Annotated in this window: 11 protein-coding genes; 2 read left to right on the top strand and 9 right to left on the bottom strand. The window is 46.5% G+C overall.

Annotated features, from left to right (window positions below):
- The first annotated feature begins 142 nt into the window (after positions 1-142).
- On the top strand, positions 143-1,375 hold the full coding sequence (locus tag BVG16_RS01035) for an aminopeptidase (protein ID WP_078496685.1): 1,233 nt from the start codon (positions 143-145) through the stop codon (positions 1,373-1,375).
- A 442-nt stretch (positions 1,376-1,817) separates the two neighbouring features.
- Here BVG16_RS01035 and BVG16_RS01030 read toward each other — a convergent pair whose 3' ends face one another.
- The 8 genes from BVG16_RS01030 to BVG16_RS00995 form a co-directional block, all read right to left on the bottom strand.
- Entirely contained in the window at positions 1,818-2,015 is a 198-nt protein-coding gene (locus tag BVG16_RS01030; RefSeq protein WP_078496684.1) for a hypothetical protein, read from the bottom strand.
- A gap of 16 nt (positions 2,016-2,031) precedes the next feature.
- Positions 2,032-3,174, bottom strand: a complete 1,143-nt coding sequence (locus BVG16_RS01025) for a beta-ketoacyl-ACP synthase III (protein ID WP_078496683.1) — start codon at positions 3,172-3,174, stop codon at positions 2,032-2,034.
- A 1,087-nt stretch (positions 3,175-4,261) separates the two neighbouring features.
- Positions 4,262-5,272: a FecCD family ABC transporter permease gene (locus tag BVG16_RS01020; RefSeq protein ID WP_078496682.1), complete on the bottom strand. Its 1,011-nt coding sequence runs from the start codon at positions 5,270-5,272 to the stop codon at positions 4,262-4,264.
- Entirely contained in the window at positions 5,269-6,276 is a 1,008-nt protein-coding gene (locus BVG16_RS01015; RefSeq protein ID WP_078496681.1) for a FecCD family ABC transporter permease, read from the bottom strand. Before BVG16_RS01015 ends, BVG16_RS01020 begins: the two co-directional genes overlap by 4 nt.
- Before the next feature lie 12 nt (positions 6,277-6,288).
- The gene (locus BVG16_RS01010; protein WP_078496680.1) at positions 6,289-7,257 is read right to left on the bottom strand and encodes an iron-hydroxamate ABC transporter substrate-binding protein; all 969 of its coding nucleotides are present in this window, start codon (positions 7,255-7,257) and stop codon (positions 6,289-6,291) included.
- A gap of 138 nt (positions 7,258-7,395) precedes the next feature.
- On the bottom strand, positions 7,396-9,048 hold the full coding sequence (locus BVG16_RS01005) for a helix-turn-helix domain-containing protein (RefSeq protein ID WP_078496679.1): 1,653 nt from the start codon (positions 9,046-9,048) through the stop codon (positions 7,396-7,398).
- A 239-nt stretch (positions 9,049-9,287) separates the two neighbouring features.
- Positions 9,288-10,118: an amidohydrolase family protein gene (locus tag BVG16_RS01000; protein WP_078496678.1), complete on the bottom strand. Its 831-nt coding sequence runs from the start codon at positions 10,116-10,118 to the stop codon at positions 9,288-9,290.
- A gap of 3 nt (positions 10,119-10,121) precedes the next feature.
- The gene (locus BVG16_RS00995; RefSeq protein WP_158081588.1) at positions 10,122-12,011 is read right to left on the bottom strand and encodes an ADP-ribosylglycohydrolase family protein; all 1,890 of its coding nucleotides are present in this window, start codon (positions 12,009-12,011) and stop codon (positions 10,122-10,124) included.
- 117 nt (positions 12,012-12,128) lie between these two features.
- Here BVG16_RS00995 and BVG16_RS00990 point away from each other — a divergent pair, with 117 nt between their 5' ends.
- A complete protein-coding gene (locus tag BVG16_RS00990; protein WP_078496676.1) occupies positions 12,129-13,019 on the top strand; it encodes an AraC family transcriptional regulator in 891 nt (296 codons plus the stop codon).
- Positions 13,020-13,125: 106 nt separating this feature from the next.
- Here the strand turns inward: BVG16_RS00990 and BVG16_RS33035 are convergent, their stop codons facing one another.
- Positions 13,126-17,325 (bottom strand): Ig-like domain-containing protein, encoded by a 4,200-nt coding sequence (locus BVG16_RS33035; protein WP_078496675.1) that lies wholly within the window; start codon positions 17,323-17,325, stop codon positions 13,126-13,128.
- Positions 17,326-17,368 lie beyond the last annotated feature (43 nt).

Here is a 17,368-nt window from a genome sequence, read left to right as displayed (position 1 = left end):
TCCAGTACAACTAATTATAAAGTGATGTTAACACCTCTTTTTAAACTGAATGTAAACGAAAATTATGCGTCAGAAAATAAAGGAAAAGAACAACAATCTTAGAATATGAATATCTGTATACTTTAGACCAGGGAGGATCGACATGAACAAATTCGAGGAAAAATTGGACAAATATGCCTCGCTCGCAGTTGAGATTGGCGTTAACGTTCAACCCGGGCAGACGCTTGTGGTGACCGCGCCGATCACGGCGGCGGACTTTGTCAGGAAAATCGTCAAACGAGCCTATCAAGTTGGGGCTAAGCATGTCCTCGTAGACTGGAGCGATGATCAAATTACGCGTCTCCAATACGAGTTGGCGCCGGATGAAGCATTTCGTGAATATCCGTTATGGAAAGCTAAAGGCTGGGAAGAGATGGCCGAGAATAACGCGGCCTTCCTGTATATTGATGCGAATGACCCGGATTTGCTGAACGGAATCGCTCCTCAGCGAATCCAAGATGCGAAGAAGGCAAAACAACAGGCTCTGACCACCTTCCGAAGCTATGGCATGTCCGATAAGATCAGTTGGTCCATTGTCGCCGTACCTTCTCAAGCTTGGGCAGACAAGGTTTTTCCTTCGCTTGAGTCGGATCGTCGGATCGAAGCCCTGTGGGAAGCCATCTTCGCGGCCACACGGATCAACATGGAAGACCCGGTCCAAGCATGGAAGGATCACGCCGATGCACTTGATACCTATACGACGCGATTAAACACACGCCAATATAAGGCGCTTCATTTCCGTGCTCCGGGTACCGATCTCACAGTGGAATTGCTTCAAGGCCATCTATGGATCAACGTAACAAGCGTTAATGACAAAGGAACTCCATTCATCTCCAACTTGCCCGTGGAAGAAGTGTATACCGCACCTCTCAAAACGGGTGTCAACGGTATCGTCTCTAGCACTAAGCCGTTAAGCTATACCGGCAATCTGATTGATAACTTCAGCCTGACATTCAAGGACGGCAAGATTGTGGACTTTACGGCCGAGAAAGGCTATGACACGCTGCAAGGATTGATCGATACCGATGAAGGCTCTCATTTCCTTGGCGAAGTCGCGCTTGTACCGCACCGATCTCCAATCTCGGATACGAACCTCATTTTCTACAAAACCTTGTTCGACGAAAATGCTGCGAGTCATCTAGCCATCGGCCAATCCTACCCATTCTGCCTCGAAGGCGGCAAAGAGATGAGTCCGGACGAACTGGGCGAGCGTGGCCTGAATGATAGCCTTGCTCACGTCGATTTCATGATCGGCTCCGCTGACATGGACATTGATGGCATCCTGCCGGACGGCTCCATCGAACCTGTTTTTCGCGCAGGGAATTGGGCGTTCTGATCTGCTGGATGCTATTAAAATGCAAAAATAAAAACGGCATCTCTGCCGCTTCTTAAAGATGTTAGTGAAGCCAAAAAAGATGACTTCTAACGAATTCGAGGGCGCTGAAAAATTTGTGTTTTGAGAAAAACCTCTACCCTCGGTTCATTCTTCTATTGTGGTAACAATAACGATGATGCAGATCATGATGAAGATTGCTATGTTGTATAAATCCAATAACTTTAACGGATTTGCCTATATTTAAGTGTCTATATTGGATATTTCCAACAGAAACGGATGAAGAACGCCAGTAACACTCAATTCATGGCTCCTATCCTACATAAATCCAATATAGATGAGTAAGAAAGCTCATACGTACGTCCTATCCTACATGAATCCAACATAGCATCAAGGGGAGAAAAAAGTTCAGTCTCTCTCTGTATTTATTCTTACTTAGATTCCTTCAATCGGACAGCAGATACAGCTTTTCCGCCGCCTTGCTGCTCAGGGTTTCATCCAGACCGTAATCCCGATTTACCGTGAAAGAATCGCGGGCGCGGGACAGTATGAGCGTATACCGGTCCAGCTTGGGCGTGCGGATATAGACGCTCAGATAATCCAGCCTGCGGTAATCTTCGGTGATCCCGAAGCCGTTCACCATCGACTAATGCAATTTTTTAATGCACTTCAGATGAAGATCCTACGACGGTCAACAGCATAATAGAGGTTTGAAATCTGCCGCTTTCAGGAACGATACACAACACTTGCTCACCCAGAGAGAGATGGCCTGAATTCAGCAGTTCCTCCAGCATAATATAAATCGAAGCCGAAGCCGTATTCCCCTTCGTGTATAAATTCGTGAACCATTTCTCTTCCGGGATCGTCACGCCACCAAGTTCCAATAACCGTAATATTTCTTCCTTGAAAAAATGCGATGAATAATGACAGACCAACCAATCAACCGCCTTAGGGTCAATCCTGCCTTCCTCCACAAGTTCCAAAAATCGATTAGATCCTACCTTTGTTATTTCATTAACAAGCCTTACATCTTGCTTAAGATTCAGGGCTCCATGATCCGCCGCTTCATGAATGGATGCATAATCAAGCCAGGAATGAATTCCATCTTCCTTGCTCATTCCTGAATACATACAGACATCGTATTGATTCGCATACGACTTGTTATCAATCCATTCAATACGCAGCGATAGACCCTTAGCGGAAGGCGTTTTCTGCAATATCGCAGCACCAGCTCCATCTGAAAGCATAAATCGTAAGAAATCGGTGTCGAATGGTACTCGACTGTTGCTACAAACACCCTGCGCTTCAAATTTTGTATGTTTAAATTCACGGCTCAGAAACTCACTGGCACAAGAGATCGCTGCATCATGTTCACCAGATTTTATATGTAAATAAGCACTCTTAAGTGCTTGCATGCCACTAGCACATAATCCAGAGTGCGATGCAATTTCCATAACAGGTAGATCGGCCTCTGCATGTACCATACTGGCAAAGCCAGGTAGAAGTAGGTCAGCTCTCGTCGTGCCTGTCGCAAGGAACCCAATATCATGAGCTGCTACATTCTCATTTCGTTCTAATGCGTCGCGAATAGCGAGGGCCGCCATCTCTGCGTTCGTGTATAGACTCTTTTGTTCTTTATCCATCGCATAATAGCGATACTGAATTTGATTTTTCTCAAGAATGATTCGCTTGGTTTTGGAAGACTTGCCGCCAATTTTGCCGAGATAATCCTCAATTTCATCATTACTAACCGGAGAGCCGGGGAGGAATTTACCAATACTTGTAATGTAGACTGAATTCATAGAGCACCTCACAAATTATAGTATAATTGTTAATTATTATAGATTTTATACTAAATGTAAAGTATTGGATTAGTATAGATACTTCCTCCCCTGAAGGAGCAAGCTGACACCCTCGGTATCCGTGGGATTCTAAGGAGGAGCAATTTCGTAGCTTTCATGTGAATCACTACAAGGGTGGACTTAATCACGGCAGCAGCACAACGACTATGAATATGTACATGCCCTCAGATCTACGGACAAATTCAATAATCTGTTCTCATTAGCTAATAAAATGACAGACAAAAAGACGCCTGGATAACCCAAATCAAGCGTCTTCTTTATCTCAATTTTACTTAATACTCTTCAATTAGAATCCATTGTTGAGCTTTCACATCAACTTCACATTAAGCCGCCTCCCTTTATCCCTGTCGAACTCACGAATCATCTTAAAGTAACCTTTCGCCATGCTAGACGCATTTTGCACGAATTGGTGGAACTGCAGCTACTGGATATTGTTAGTGGCCAACAGCGCAACCGAACTTACCAACTCAAAAGATAAAAAATATGAATTAACCAAGATGCAACGGACCGAGGAGCCCTTATTTGTAGAAAAGCATAGTGTTTCGCGAGGCTTGCGGACTCAAATGCAGCTATTTACCCAAAATTCCTCCTATTGGTTTCGATTGAGGACAATAAGGGCTATACGGTCCGCAAACCGAGATAAATGAGCTAACAAGCGAAAATAACTGCAATACGGTCCGCAACGTCAAGAGTATTATGGTTTAAGCCATGAAAAGTACTGTAGCTCAGGGAGCTTCAGTGGGATATCCAAAATTCATTCCCTCCGGCCGTCTCCCACCCCTCTCACCCGCTCATGGAACTCAATGAACAACAAAAAAACGGCATTTCTGCCGTTTTCATAAATGTATGGAATGTCAGGGATTCCATCGAACAAAAACCACGTCCTTTGGACGTGGTGACGTGGCTCAGCTTCGTTTATGGAGACATGCGTTGGTCATATTACGATTACTGTAACTATTAAAGAAGATATGACGGGTATAGACTCGCCCCAGGTGACACACAATCTTCTAGCGATATGAAGCCACAGCTATTTCTTTTTAAGCAGTAAATATGCAAAATAAGGCCCGCCGATCAAAGACACCATGATACCTGCGGGGATACCGTCAGGATCGACAAGATTACGGCCAATGGTGTCTGCGATTAACAGCAGCCATCCGCCGAGCAGAACCGCTACAGGAATGAACAGCTGATTACGCGGTCCCACTAGCGTCTTAGCGATATGCGGAGCCATCAATCCGATAAATGCGATTCCTCCTGTGACAGATACCGCAGACGCAGATGCGGCGACCGCAGTCAAAATCAACACCATGCGCTCCCTTTCAAGCTTCAGACCGACGCCAACCGCCGATTCTTCGCTTAAAGCAAGAATATTGAGTCGATTCGATTTGAATAAGGTAAACGGGATTAGAAAGAGCAACCAAGGAATCAAAGCCCAAATTAACGGCCAATCCGCCCCCCATATGCTTCCGGCAATCCATTTGGAAATAAAATCGACCTTTGAGCGTTCTGCCGAGGAAATGATCACGATCATAAGCCCAGACAGTGCCATGGAGAAGCCGACCCCTACCAGTACGAGCCGAACGGGATCAAGCCCTCGTGACCGACTGTACGAGAAAATATAAATTAGTCCAGCCGTCACCAAAGCGCCAATAAAGGCGACAAGCGGCAAAACGTAAACGAGCGATCCAACCTCAATCGGAGCATAAAGGAAGAAAACGGTAATCGCCACGCCCGCTCCTGAATTAATACCGATGATCCCTGGGTCAGCCAAATCGTTACGAGTGACGCTCTGCAAAATGGAACCCGCGAGCGCAAGCGCCATACCTGACAGCAGTGTAATGACAATACGCGGGAGTCGAACAGAAAACAAAACGAAATCTTCTTTGAAGGTACCCTGGCCGAACAAGACTGGAATCAGTCTGTCAAACGATAATGAGGAATACCCTATACCCATACTAACGATCGCCGTTAAAGCGATCAGACCTAAACTGACAAGCAGGATTAGGCGTTGTTTACGAATAAGAGCAGACAGATTCATGAGAAATTTTTGCCTCCTCTACGCACAACAAACAGGAAGAAAGGCAAGCCCACCATGGCTACAATGGCTACCACCGGTGTCTCATAAGGTGCGTTAATGGTACGTCCCAGCGTATCAGCCAGTAACATGAACGTTGCTCCGATCAACGCCGAGATGGGTAGGATATGACGATAATCCTGGCCTACGAATTTACGGACGATATGCGGAATCATTAGACCTAAGAATGCCATATTGCCGACGAGCGCGACCGATGCTCCTGTAAGTACAATGACAAGAACGAACAGGACGGCTTTCATAATAAATAGCTTTTGTCCGAGTCCAATGGCCACTTCTTCGCTCAAGCTAAGAATACTCACTTGATTGGATAACATAAGGGCCATAGCAATGCCAAGAAGGATGACCGGCGCTATGGTCTGAATCTGCACCCATGTTGTTCCAATCAAGCCTCCTGCGGTCCACATCGTTACATCCTTGGATAACTTAAAAACGATGCTGATGCCATCCGAAATGCCAAACAAAAAAGCGGAAACAGCCGCTCCGGCAAGAATAATTCGAATAGGAGAAAGGTTTCCCCTTCGCGTCGAGCCAAGGGCGATGACTAGACCCGCTCCAAGAGCGGCACCGAGGAAACAAGCCACCATGATCCCGTAATAGCTAATTCCTGGAATCAATACGTAAGCCAGTGCTAGCGCCATGTTGGCACCGGAAGTTAAACCCAACAAGCCGGGATCAGCCAGCGGATTCCGGGTGACTCCCTGCATAATAGCCCCGGATACGGCGAACGCGGCACCTATCAGAATCGCAGCCAGCTCACGAGGAAGCCTAATTTCGTGCAGCATAATAATATTATCGTCCCTCAAATCTGAAGTTAGCACAAACCACAGATCACGAAACGTCGTATCCGCTGCCCCCAATCGTATGGAGAGGACAAAGCTGAGAATGAGCAAGAGTAAGCAGACAAGAAGCTTTATTGAAATCGGGACTGCATGTTTTTTTCTCTTCATGGGTTACTTTCCTTATTTGCCGAGAAAATGTTGAGTGAAAAATTCTAATTGGTATTCCATGCTTAATGGATCGTTAAAATAGAAAGCCTTCGCATCCACCTCGAAAACATGTTGATTCTTGACAGCAGGAATATTTTTATAGGTCTCTGTTTCTTGGAACGAATTGTTTTCATCTGCATCTTTGCTGAAAATAATATAGTCGCCGCTATAATCCTTCAATACTTCTGTCGACACGGCGAAGAAACTGTCTTGCTTCGTCGCTTCCTTCACTTTCTCAGGCATTCCTAACCCGAACTGATCATAGAGTATTTCAGTTCCGCGGCCAAATTTATATCCGTAAACATATAGCTGTTTATTGAACGTCTCAATGACCGAAACCGTCGTATCCGCACCTATTTTCGCCTTGATTTCTTCCCCTGTTTTTTTGCTTCGAGCATCAAAATCTTTGACCCAATCCTGAGCTTCCTGCTCTTTATTCAAAAGCTTGCCAATTTCAAGCTGCTGCGTTAAGAAATCTACTTTTCCATACGTATACGTAACCGTTGGTGCGATTTGCTTTAGTTTATCGATGTTTTTGATATCCGATAGCCCGATAATAAGGTCTGGGTTCAGTTCGATGATCTTCTCCAGACTCTCATCCGTAACCGCCTCAACACCGGCAAGCTTTTCTGCAAAATTCGGGTTAGTTTTGGACATTTCATCGACGCCGACAAGCGGCACACCAAGCGCCATAACATTGCCTGTCAAGAAACGAGTAATTACAACGACACGCTGTGGATGGGTCGGTACCTCCACGGGTCCATTTTCGGATTGATACGTAAAAGTGTCCGAATCCTTGGCGGCGGGCGTTGATGCCTCACTTGACGCTTGGGCATTAGAAGACTCCGTAGATGGACTCTTTACTTGATCCGTCTTATTGCCTCCACAAGCGCTAAGCATAACAACGATGAGCAGAACGAACGGAATTAATATCTTTTTCATCAGATGACTCTCTCCCTTTTGTTTTAACACATTGTTTTCTAATTGAAAATAATAATCATTTTCAATACCATGAAAACTATTATATGGATATGCATTGCTCCGAGCCATGCCTTTATGTTTGATAATTGACTTGGACTATTAGTTGCCTGAAAATAAAGATACAGCGCGTTGCAGCTGCAAGCGAATAGAAACCGGATTGTAAGGAATCCACTCATCCAGATCAAGCAAATGTACATCATTCCGCTGTACTGCTGATAGACTGTTCCAATATACCGAATTGAATACGGTATCTGAATGCACGGTTGAACCTTTCACGTCGGGAAAAACAATTACCAATATTCGATCCCCTGCATAGTCTGCGAGTTCCGATAACTCAATCGGCACGGAATGAAATTGATCCCCAAGCTTCACAATCTCCTCCTGTATCCTTGGTGGTGCTTGAAGTCCCAACGATTGATAGATAACACAGCCGACATTTCGCGCTCCATAAACGAACAGACTCTCCGGTTTAATAACCAGAATCGTGATTACTTCCTTGGCGGCTTCACTCTGTTGTACCCATGTACGGGCTTCCTGTTCCTCAATCTCAAAATCAGCCAACCATTGCTCTGCCCGATCCTTTCTTTGTATAAGCTGAGCGATAAGACGAAAATGCTCTTTCCAACCAACTTCCATCCATGAAATTTCTGCAAGAGGCGCGACGGACCGCAACTGTTCTACACTCAGACCATATTGGTACAAATGCTGGTTAGCTGCAATAATCAACTCAATCTTATTTTCGAGCAGTACCGATTTTATCTGTTCTGCGGAAGAGTTCGCGTTGATAAACAACATCTTTTGCGGCAGCTGCAAACCCGATGTATGCAAATATTCGCTGCTATCCGAGATAATGACAGCTGGCTCCAGGCCAAGCAAAAGCAGATGACTCGCGTAAGGCGTAAGGAATACGGCTACACGCTGAAAGGATTCCCGATTGTAGCCGGAAGGCGCTGCTCCCGTCTGCTGCTTAAACCGACGGCTAAGATAAAACTCATCCTTGTAACCGACCTGCTGCGCTATCTCCCTGAGTGTGGCCGATCCGCTAATCAATAGTTCCTTAGCCCGGTGAACGCGAAGCCTCGACAAGTATTCGCTGGGTGAGAAACCGGTCATCTGCTTAAAGAGAATCGAATAGTGAGATGGACTTACACCGGCAATCTCGGCTAATCGCTCACGCGTTATCTTATCGCTATAATGTAACTCCAAGTAAGCAATACTGCGTTCCATAGAGGGTTGTTCGCCAGCAGCGTACTTGTCCTCTTGCCGCTCAAGCAATTGGAGAATGATTTGGTGAAATATGATTTGATTTTGCACATGACGGAATTCATTACCTGGTAATCGATGGATATAAAGCTCCTCCATATTTGATACAAGCGAAGGTTCATTAGAAAAGAATTGAATAACGGAGTTAGTATTTATGTCGCTTTTTCGCATCATTGCACCTGTTGGCAAAGACTTCCCCTGCTCGCGGGCATCAATGACCAGCTTATATACATGAAGTGGATGTAGGGAATCCGCATTTAAAACGACCTCGGTATTTGCCGGGATAAAGATAACGCTCCCTTCCAGAAGCTCGTACATCTCTTCATCCGCTTTAAGATTGCCCTTGCCTCTGACAATCGCAATCAGCACAGGTAAACTCTCATTTATTTTATACATCGGGAAATTCGAGCTGCTGTAAATCGATAGAATGCTGTCTGCCGTATATAATGGAAAATGGGACTCCGCCCATTCCGAAACAATATCTTTCACAACGAAAGCCTCCATTTGAATAGAAATAAAAACTATAGAACAACGTTCTGCTTATATTGTACAACCATATGGATAATATCATCTATACGAAGGTTTGGGAAACTGAATGAGGAACTGCATTACAAAATTGCCCTGCACAAAAAAAGGAACCCAGCCAACTTGGCTGGATTCCCTGTTTTCTGGATGTTTCCGCGGCTATCCATCTCATCATCATGGCACCCTCGGTTACCGGTCTGCAATTAATGCAAATCATAAAATCGCTTGGCATTGCCCCCAAAGAAGGCATCATCATCGTACTGGGACAAGTTAGAAGGGAGAGCCCTAAGCAAAGTGTCATAAACCTCTTTGTAACTGCAAGTCGCTAAACAAACAGGCCAATCGCTCCCGAACATGATCCGATCTGAACCAAACACTTCTACGACATGATGCACATAGGGGACGAAGTCCTCCCAGCTCCATGCTTGTTGGTTCGCTTCCGTGACCAGACCGGACAGCTTGCACATCACATTAGGGTAGGCAGCCATTTCGGTCATTTGCATCTTCCAAGGGTCCATGGATTTCTCTGCGATAAAAGGCTTGGCCGCGTGGTCGATCACTCCCCTGAGGGTTGGAAAAACCCGCAGCGCCTCCAGCATATAAGGGAGATGACGAGGCCGAAGCTGTAAATCAATCGGACATTCATCTCGGACTGCCAACTCCAAATTTGTCATGACCTGAGTCTGAAGGATCCATGGGTCAGGTAAATCCTGCAGCATCGGCCGAAACCCGACAAAGCCTTTATGTTTGCGGAATTTGGCGTATTGCTCTCCAAATTCCGGCGAAGCCAGATCCAGCCAGCCGACTACCCCGGCAATACTGTCATACTTTTCATATAATGAAAGCATGAATTCCGTTTCCTCCAGCGTGGGAGCAGCTTGCACTACAATCGTTCGTTCAAAGCGATAAACTTCCAGTGTCTCATGCAGCTGCTCCGGCAAATAGTCCGCATATAAAATACCCTGTTCCGGCGTCAGCCAACCGTAGTCTCCACGCTCTGTTTTCCAATAATGCTGATGCGCATCGATTCTCATGTTTTACCCCAGCAGAATATCCGTATAGTAATAGTAAGAACCAGGTGATGTTGTGTCCTGAAGCGCTACCGGCAAGATGTACACCTCCGGAGGACAGCCATTTCTGATAGCTTCTACTTCTACCTGATGGCTTCCGGCTTCTAACGTTAACTCCACCCATTGTTCTTGAGGCGCACGATGATACGCCGGCATGAATTCCAACGTTTCATTGCACTCAATCACGATCTGTCCGTTCAACTTCAACGTTACAGGACTATTCGCAGCTGCAATCAGTCGAAGCTTCCGTTCGATCGGGTTAGTGAGCGTCGTTTGCGCCCGGTAAACTCCGTCTGCTGGCAATTGAGCAGAGTTTAACCCAAGAGCCTTCTCCCACTCCACTCGATTCCCTGGGACATATATCTCTTTTTCCGCTCCGCCATCTGGACCCCAGACGATCCATCTGGATGAGCTGACTAATGCGAAAGTCACTTTCTGAACAGCCCATACCGCGTGGTCATGACTTCGCGTCCAGCGAAAAGCAAGCTCATGGCTTGCGGCTGCTGCCGCCCCAGCCAAGATTTCCGTGTCCCACTGGAAGGATTCGTCTGGCTGCAGGCTAATCTCAAGCGGTGTCGGCCCCTCCCATCCTGAAGGCAGCTCCAAAGCAATGTTGCCATAGATTGGAGTAAGTGAACGGTTTGTCAGCGTAAACTGCAGTACCTTCCTTTGACCCACTCCGATGGCTGGGCCATCCGTTCCGAAGTCGATGAATAACTCGGCGTCAGGACAGCTTTTCGTTCCCTGCGGCAGCAAGTAAAGATTGGACGTCACCTTTCTCTCCCAAAGCTCCCTTATCCTTTTATCCGTTTCTCCCGCAGCCTCCAATCGGTTCCAAGATGTCGGAAAGTCAGGATGCACGATAATCCCGGTATCCCAAGCGGCGAGAATCTGTTTGCCTATGCGGATCGTGCGGCGGGTCAGCTCATCCAAGTTCTTAGGCGCTGGGAATCCTTTGATTGGAGGACTGACAACGACTCGGTCACCAACCGGCTTCACCCATTTGGCAGGCAAGCCTTCCGGTCCAAGCAGCATTCCCAGGATCGCACCCAGCGTTGCTGCGGTACAATCCGTATCGTAACCGCAATTGACGGCTTTCAATATCGCATCTTCAAAATCTTCACCATACAACCATCCAAGGATCGTAAATGCAATATTTTGCGGAGCATCTGTGAAGTTGTCGCTGCCATGGTGCTCTAGAATAAGCAAGCGCGATTCGGTCCAGCTCTTCCCTTCCTGATGCCAACGGAGCAGATCTTTCAGCGCTTTGGCGGTACGGCAATCCTCAGGAATATAGCTCATTCCAATCTCAATCAACCGATCCCGGTCTTTCTCAAAGAAAATAGCGCTTTCCAAAGCGGCAAAAAACATTTCACCATATACCCCTTCCCCGCCGGCATGGTCTACAATCGCATCCTGATACGCATAGTGAGCCGCAGTTTCCGGCGCCCCGGGTGCCGCCATTGCCCAAATTTCGGAACGAATAGGTGAGCCCATACAGTTGTTGAAAGGATTGTTGAACCAACCTACAACCGGCGCGAGTAGACCTCTTCGCAGATTCGTCAGGGCATAACCGTATTCATCAAACGGGAAAAAGATATGCTCCAACCATTCTTGCCCAAGCTCGCGGGCGGTCAATCCCGGACCATACTGCTCCAAGGCGTGCAGCCACACCAATTGCAGGTCCAAGTCATCGTTCTCTAGCGGACCGTCTGGCAGCTCTGGATAAAAGCTCAATTCAAGCAGTTTTTTCTCGCCTTCGACAGGCGCTCCAAGCGTTCCCCCGATATTTTTCCCCAGCCATCCCCCGTAAACGATCCGATAGTAATCTTGTTCGTTTAAAATACTTGTATTCATGTGAGAACCTCCGTTGTTTGATATAATAGTGATGATTTTAGTATAGGAGCGGTTCTTTTGTAGTGCCATGTACATAGTTTTGTTTTCATAAGAATAAATATCGGGGGATGTCATGCCATGTACTACTCTCTTTCTCGATTATCTACGCTAGACGTCAAATGGGCGGATCTTTTCGATGCAAATAACCTCCATTTCTTCGGCCAGCATCACAATCCACATTACGAACTAATCGTCATTGCCGACGGAACGGTACATTTGCAGACTGGCGAAGCGCGTATGACCTTGCAAGCTGGGGAGTCGCTGCTTATGATGCCTTGGGAGACACATTCCGGATGGAATGCCCATGAAAAACAGGGTCAATTTTTTTGGGTGCAATTTTCCTGTGATCCCTGCCTCAATGAATTCGTGCTGGATCGGGCATCCGAGCTTAATATTGTCCATGCCGAACGGACGGAGCTAAGAACCACGGATATCCTTCATGAGGATTTGCTTGTCGTCCCGCGTCAGTTTCATTCCTTACAGCGTTATAAGCTGCTCGGCTTGTTTGAAGATCTGGTGGAGACAATGAAACAACCCAAGGGCTATTTTCGTTTTCATGCCACCTTATTGCTTGGCGAAATACTCCGGCTTATGGCGAGTGATTTTTTGAAGCAAAGCGATTTGGACACGGCTTTCCCCGCTTCATACCTCACATTCCGCAAACTAGTCAATCATTTGAACAATTTTTACGATTCGGACATTTCCAAAGAAACGCTAGAGCGGTTGCTGGATCGAAAATACGAATATCTTTGTCAGGTGTTTAAAAAATATGCTGGAACGAACATCCACAACTACATCCACCAGCTTAAAACCCAACGTGCCAAACATCTGCTGCGCAGTACGGATAAAAGTGTTCAGGAGATTGCCAATGAAGTCGGATATCCAGATCCTTTTTACTTCAGCCGGATGTTTAAAAAGATCGAAGGCGTCGCACCTCAGCATTATCGGAATAAAGAACCGCTGGGGTAGAAGTAGCGCATGAACGCAGCGATTCCATCTACCGAAAAAAATGGCTGTCCTAGAAGTAGATAAATCTACTTGAGGACAGCCACTTGCTTCTAATCTTGAACGACAGTTATGGATTGACAGGTGCAATGACATCCACAATCGTCATGGAGTAAGGCTTCAATTGAATCTCTCCGGTGAACATGGGAGATGGCGTCTCCGGTAATGGATTCGCTTGCGGCGCGTCTAACCAACTCGCATTCGGGTTCGTCAGGAACTCGGGTAAAGGATTGGAGCCCCCATATACCCATTTTGTTTTAAGATCCCATCCGGGTATGGAAACGTTGGCAGGGTTCATCGTCCGATTGGCAAAAATGACCTTCTTAATGCCGCCCGCATCACCGAACCCCCATGCACCAACATCCGCAACGTTATAATAGACATCCGTTGCTATGAACCGCAGCTTTTCATTTTGAACATTACCGTGTACAAGATTGAGCTTGTAATAGCTGCTATTGGAGTTGAGCAAATCTCCCAAAGCTTTAAATACATAATAATTCGGTAATGCAGCGAGATCTCCACCCGCGGTTTGCTGCACGATTCCAAACCCTTGGGGATCTACCATCGCATGTACGTCCGAAATCGTCACTGCACCCGACTCGATCATTTGCAGCATGCGTTCCATATTGTGCATCGCAAATGCCGGAGTTTTCATAAATTGCTTGCGTGCCTTTTCGTTAGGGTCTTTCTCGCCAAAAATGACGGTTGGAAGAGAAGACCATTCGGTCACCCATATTTCCTTGCCAGAGAATTGGTTTTTCTGAAAGACTAGACCTTCCAATGCACTTTGATTATACGTATACAAGTATTTCATCATTTTGCTGTTCGTTACATCAAATAAATTGGGAATGGGCGAATACACATGGACGATGATGGCGTCATAGAAACTGCTGTCTGTCATGAGAGTCTGATTCCATAGGGCAACGCGTCCTCCCTGCGTAGCTCCCCAATCCACATTAGGGTCTGGCTGATTATTGGGATCAGCCGCTATTCGGTCTTCCAAATCTTTTGCGACAGCCACAATCCCGATCTTAATGGTTGGATCTATGCCTTTAATTCCCTGATAGATTAATTTGCATTTGGCGATATATTCAGTGACTGACGGGAAGCTTGCATCATTCAAGATGGAATAAAGCTCGTTCCCCAGTTCCACATAGATGGGTTGTGTGGTTTGCTGCTTCATCTGCTGAACTTGTGCCACGATTTCGTCCACGGACTGAGAGCTTACATTCAAAACATAGATATAAGGAACCTCTAATGTATTGGAGAGATGATAGGAATCCGCCAGATATAATCCCGGGTACCCGGGCTGCAGATTCACACTCTCTACCGCCCCAACGGTTCGATTCCCATAGAATTGCTGATAACGCGGATCCTTTGAATTCATGACCGTGCCTTCGTTGTACAAGTAATAATTTGCACCCGTTCCATCGGGTCCACGAACATTTTGAAGCTTGAGATCCATGCCCAGGTTATCAAAGCTTGCCAATTGAAAGTCCGTTACCCTTCCAACCTTCACCAATTGTTCGTTATGTGCTCCTAAGAAATGGGGCGGCAGGGCATTCGGAGTCGGATCAATCGCGAATTCAGCCATGGATACGGTTGGTTCCGGCACAGGATTCACAACAACTTGGGTCGAATCCGAGAATCCGCCGTCTACGGTAGTAACGGTGATTACCGCTGTCCCTGCAGACAGGGCTTTAATGGCTCTGGATGTACTGGAGCCTCCAACCAAGCTTACTACAGAAGGATCACTGGAAGTCCATATGGTAAACGGATTATCGGCATCCTCCGGACTAACCGAAGCTGTAAGTTCCTCAGCTTCACCAACGTAGAGCGATGCAACCGATTTGTTGAGGGCAATTCCTGTAGGCCGGACATATACGACGATATCGCTCTTATCCTGAAAGGAAGCGTCATACGTTGCAGCGGTAACGACTGTCTGACCTTTCGCAATGGCTGTAACCACTCCCGTCTGGTCTACGGTCGCCACCTGCGTATTGCTTGAAGTCCACACCACATTTTCCCCTGTCGTATGGGTCAGTTGCAGCGGTTCGCTAGATCCACTTGCGATTGCAGTAAGTTTGGCGTTCAAGACAAAGGGCGAGCTTTCATGGTTCCATATTTGTATGTCATCTACCGTAGTCTTTACATTATACGTCGTCAGCTGCACCTTGCCGAATACATAGGAAACATTGGAAATGGCACCCGCATACGTATAGTCAGGATCGGTTACGCTTTTCACATAAACCTGAACCCAATTATCCAGCGCAACCAATTTAATATCGTAATCCTCCCCCGTGTTAAATGTCGTTGCATACATCGACTGCTCTGTGCCTCCTGCTTTGATGTAACTTAATCCGGTGCTTCTGATCAGCAAACGTGTATAGTCGGCTTCACTGACATACCTGAACTTCACAGAAATAAAGTTGCCTGCCAGGTCTTCGCCTCGGTTAAACCTCATAGAAATCGTTTGGTTCCTCCACGTTGTTTCCGTCCCTTTCAATTCGATCAAGGAGGACGCCGTTGAGGTCGAAGAAAGCCGGGAATGATCAACCGTCCACGTCCCGTATACAGCTTTCCACGCACTCATGCCATGGCTGAAATCGTCCTGGAACTGCAATACTCCGGTAGGATTAATCGGATCCTTGACCACGATTTCACCCTTATCCTGATAGAGTCCGTCATAGGTTGCTGCGGTAATGACCGCCTGTCCTCGCGCGAGCGCTGTAACAGCTCCCGTCTGATCTACTGTCGCCACCTGGTTGTCGCTTGAACCCCACACCACACTTTTCCCGGTTATATTCTTCAATTGCAGCGATTCGTCCAAGCCCGTGTCGAAAGCACTTAATTTTTCACCCAAAATAAACGGTGAGCTTTCATGGTTCCATATTTGAATGTCATCTAAAGAAGCCTTTACATTGTAAGTTGTCAGTTGTACTTTGCCGAAGTTGTAGGAAGCATTGGAAATCGCACCCGCAATAATGTAATCAGGATCGGCTGCTTTTTTTACATACACTTGCACCAAATCATCCAGCGCAACCAATTTGATATCATAATCCGTCCCCATGTTGAATGTCGTTGCATAAAAAGACTGCTCCGGTCCACCTGCTTGGATATAACTTAATCCGGTACCTCTGATCAGCAAACGTGTATAATCGGCTTCGTTGACGTACCTTAATTTGATCGAAATAAAGTTATCGTTAGAGCTGGTGGCGAGTCGGTTAAACCTCATTGATACCGTCATATTCCTCCACTTGGTATCGGTCCCTTTAGGCTCAAGCAAAGAGGATGAGGCGGCCGGGGAAATAAGCTGCGAATGATCGATTCCCCATGCTCCGGATACGGCATTCCACAAACTCATGCCATTGCTGAAATCGTCCTGGAACTGCAATATCCCTGCGGGATCGACCGGGTCCTTCACATAGATATCAAATCTGGCTTGTTCCAGATTATCAGCCGTAGCAGCCGTAATCGTTACCAGGCCCCTGCTTACAGCAGTTACCACACCATTTCCATCTACGGTTGCCCTCGTCGTGTCACTAGAAGTCCAGACAACGGTTTTTCCGGTTGTATTGATTAGCTGCAAAGCAGATGGACTTCCCAGATTTAATGAAGACAATACGCGTCCATTTACCATAAAAGCGGAAGATTGCATATTAGATACTTTGACATTATCCAACAGCACCTTGTCATTGGATGTTTGGAATTTCAGCTTTCCGTTCTGTACGGGCAAGCCTGAAATCGTCCCTACGCTCGTGTAATCGGATGCCGCTTCCGTTTTGGCATAGATGGTTGCCGTACTTCCTGAAAGGATCATCTTTACGTCATAGTTCGTACCCACGGTAAATGTATAACTGGAAAGGTACGACTCTGCAGCTCCATTTATGGTATAGCTTAATCCCGAAGGTCTGATCAGCAATCCCAAATTGCTGGTGTTGCTCACAAACCTGGTAAAGACTCTTGTAAAACCGCCTCCTGGCGCTCCCACGATTTGGATGCGAAAATCGACAATTTGATCCTGCCAAACGGAATTCGATCCCTTCGGCTCTATTTCGTTCGTACTGGACGAGGTAACCCGAAGAGCCCCGTTATCAACAACCCATGATCCTTTTACCCCCTTCCATAACGACATGCCCTCGCTAAAATCGTCTTGAAATTGTAGTACGCCGGTATCTCCAGCGCCAACAGCCAGACTTGCCGACCCTGGGAATAGCAGCGCAGCTAAAAACACACAAAAAACCACACCCGATACTATTTTTTTATACATACTGTAAACAGCCTCCCTTATGATTAACAAGCATGTATTGTAA

This window comes from Paenibacillus selenitireducens (assembly GCF_002021565.1).
Classification (GTDB): domain Bacteria; phylum Bacillota; class Bacilli; order Paenibacillales; family Paenibacillaceae; genus Paenibacillus_K; species Paenibacillus_K selenitireducens.
This window is presented reverse-complemented; position numbering and strand designations above follow the sequence as displayed.

Excerpts from the sequence above, each read along its gene's own strand:
- BVG16_RS01035 (WP_078496685.1), top strand. The coding sequence starts at position 143 with ATGAACAAATTCGAGGAAAAATTGGACAAATATGCCTCGCTCGCAGTT.
- BVG16_RS01030 (WP_078496684.1), bottom strand. The coding sequence starts at position 2,015 with ATGGTGAACGGCTTCGGGATCACCGAAGATTACCGCAGGCTGGATTAT.
- BVG16_RS01025 (WP_078496683.1), bottom strand. The coding sequence starts at position 3,174 with ATGAATTCAGTCTACATTACAAGTATTGGTAAATTCCTCCCCGGCTCT.
- BVG16_RS01020 (WP_078496682.1), bottom strand. The coding sequence starts at position 5,272 with ATGAATCTGTCTGCTCTTATTCGTAAACAACGCCTAATCCTGCTTGTC.
- BVG16_RS01015 (WP_078496681.1), bottom strand. The coding sequence starts at position 6,276 with ATGAAGAGAAAAAAACATGCAGTCCCGATTTCAATAAAGCTTCTTGTC.
- BVG16_RS01010 (WP_078496680.1), bottom strand. The coding sequence starts at position 7,257 with ATGAAAAAGATATTAATTCCGTTCGTTCTGCTCATCGTTGTTATGCTT.
- BVG16_RS01000 (WP_078496678.1), bottom strand. The coding sequence starts at position 10,118 with ATGAGAATCGATGCGCATCAGCATTATTGGAAAACAGAGCGTGGAGAC.
- BVG16_RS00995 (WP_158081588.1), bottom strand. The coding sequence starts at position 12,011 with ATGAATACAAGTATTTTAAACGAACAAGATTACTATCGGATCGTTTAC.
- BVG16_RS00990 (WP_078496676.1), top strand. The coding sequence starts at position 12,129 with ATGTACTACTCTCTTTCTCGATTATCTACGCTAGACGTCAAATGGGCG.
- BVG16_RS33035 (WP_078496675.1), bottom strand. The coding sequence starts at position 17,325 with ATGTATAAAAAAATAGTATCGGGTGTGGTTTTTTGTGTGTTTTTAGCT.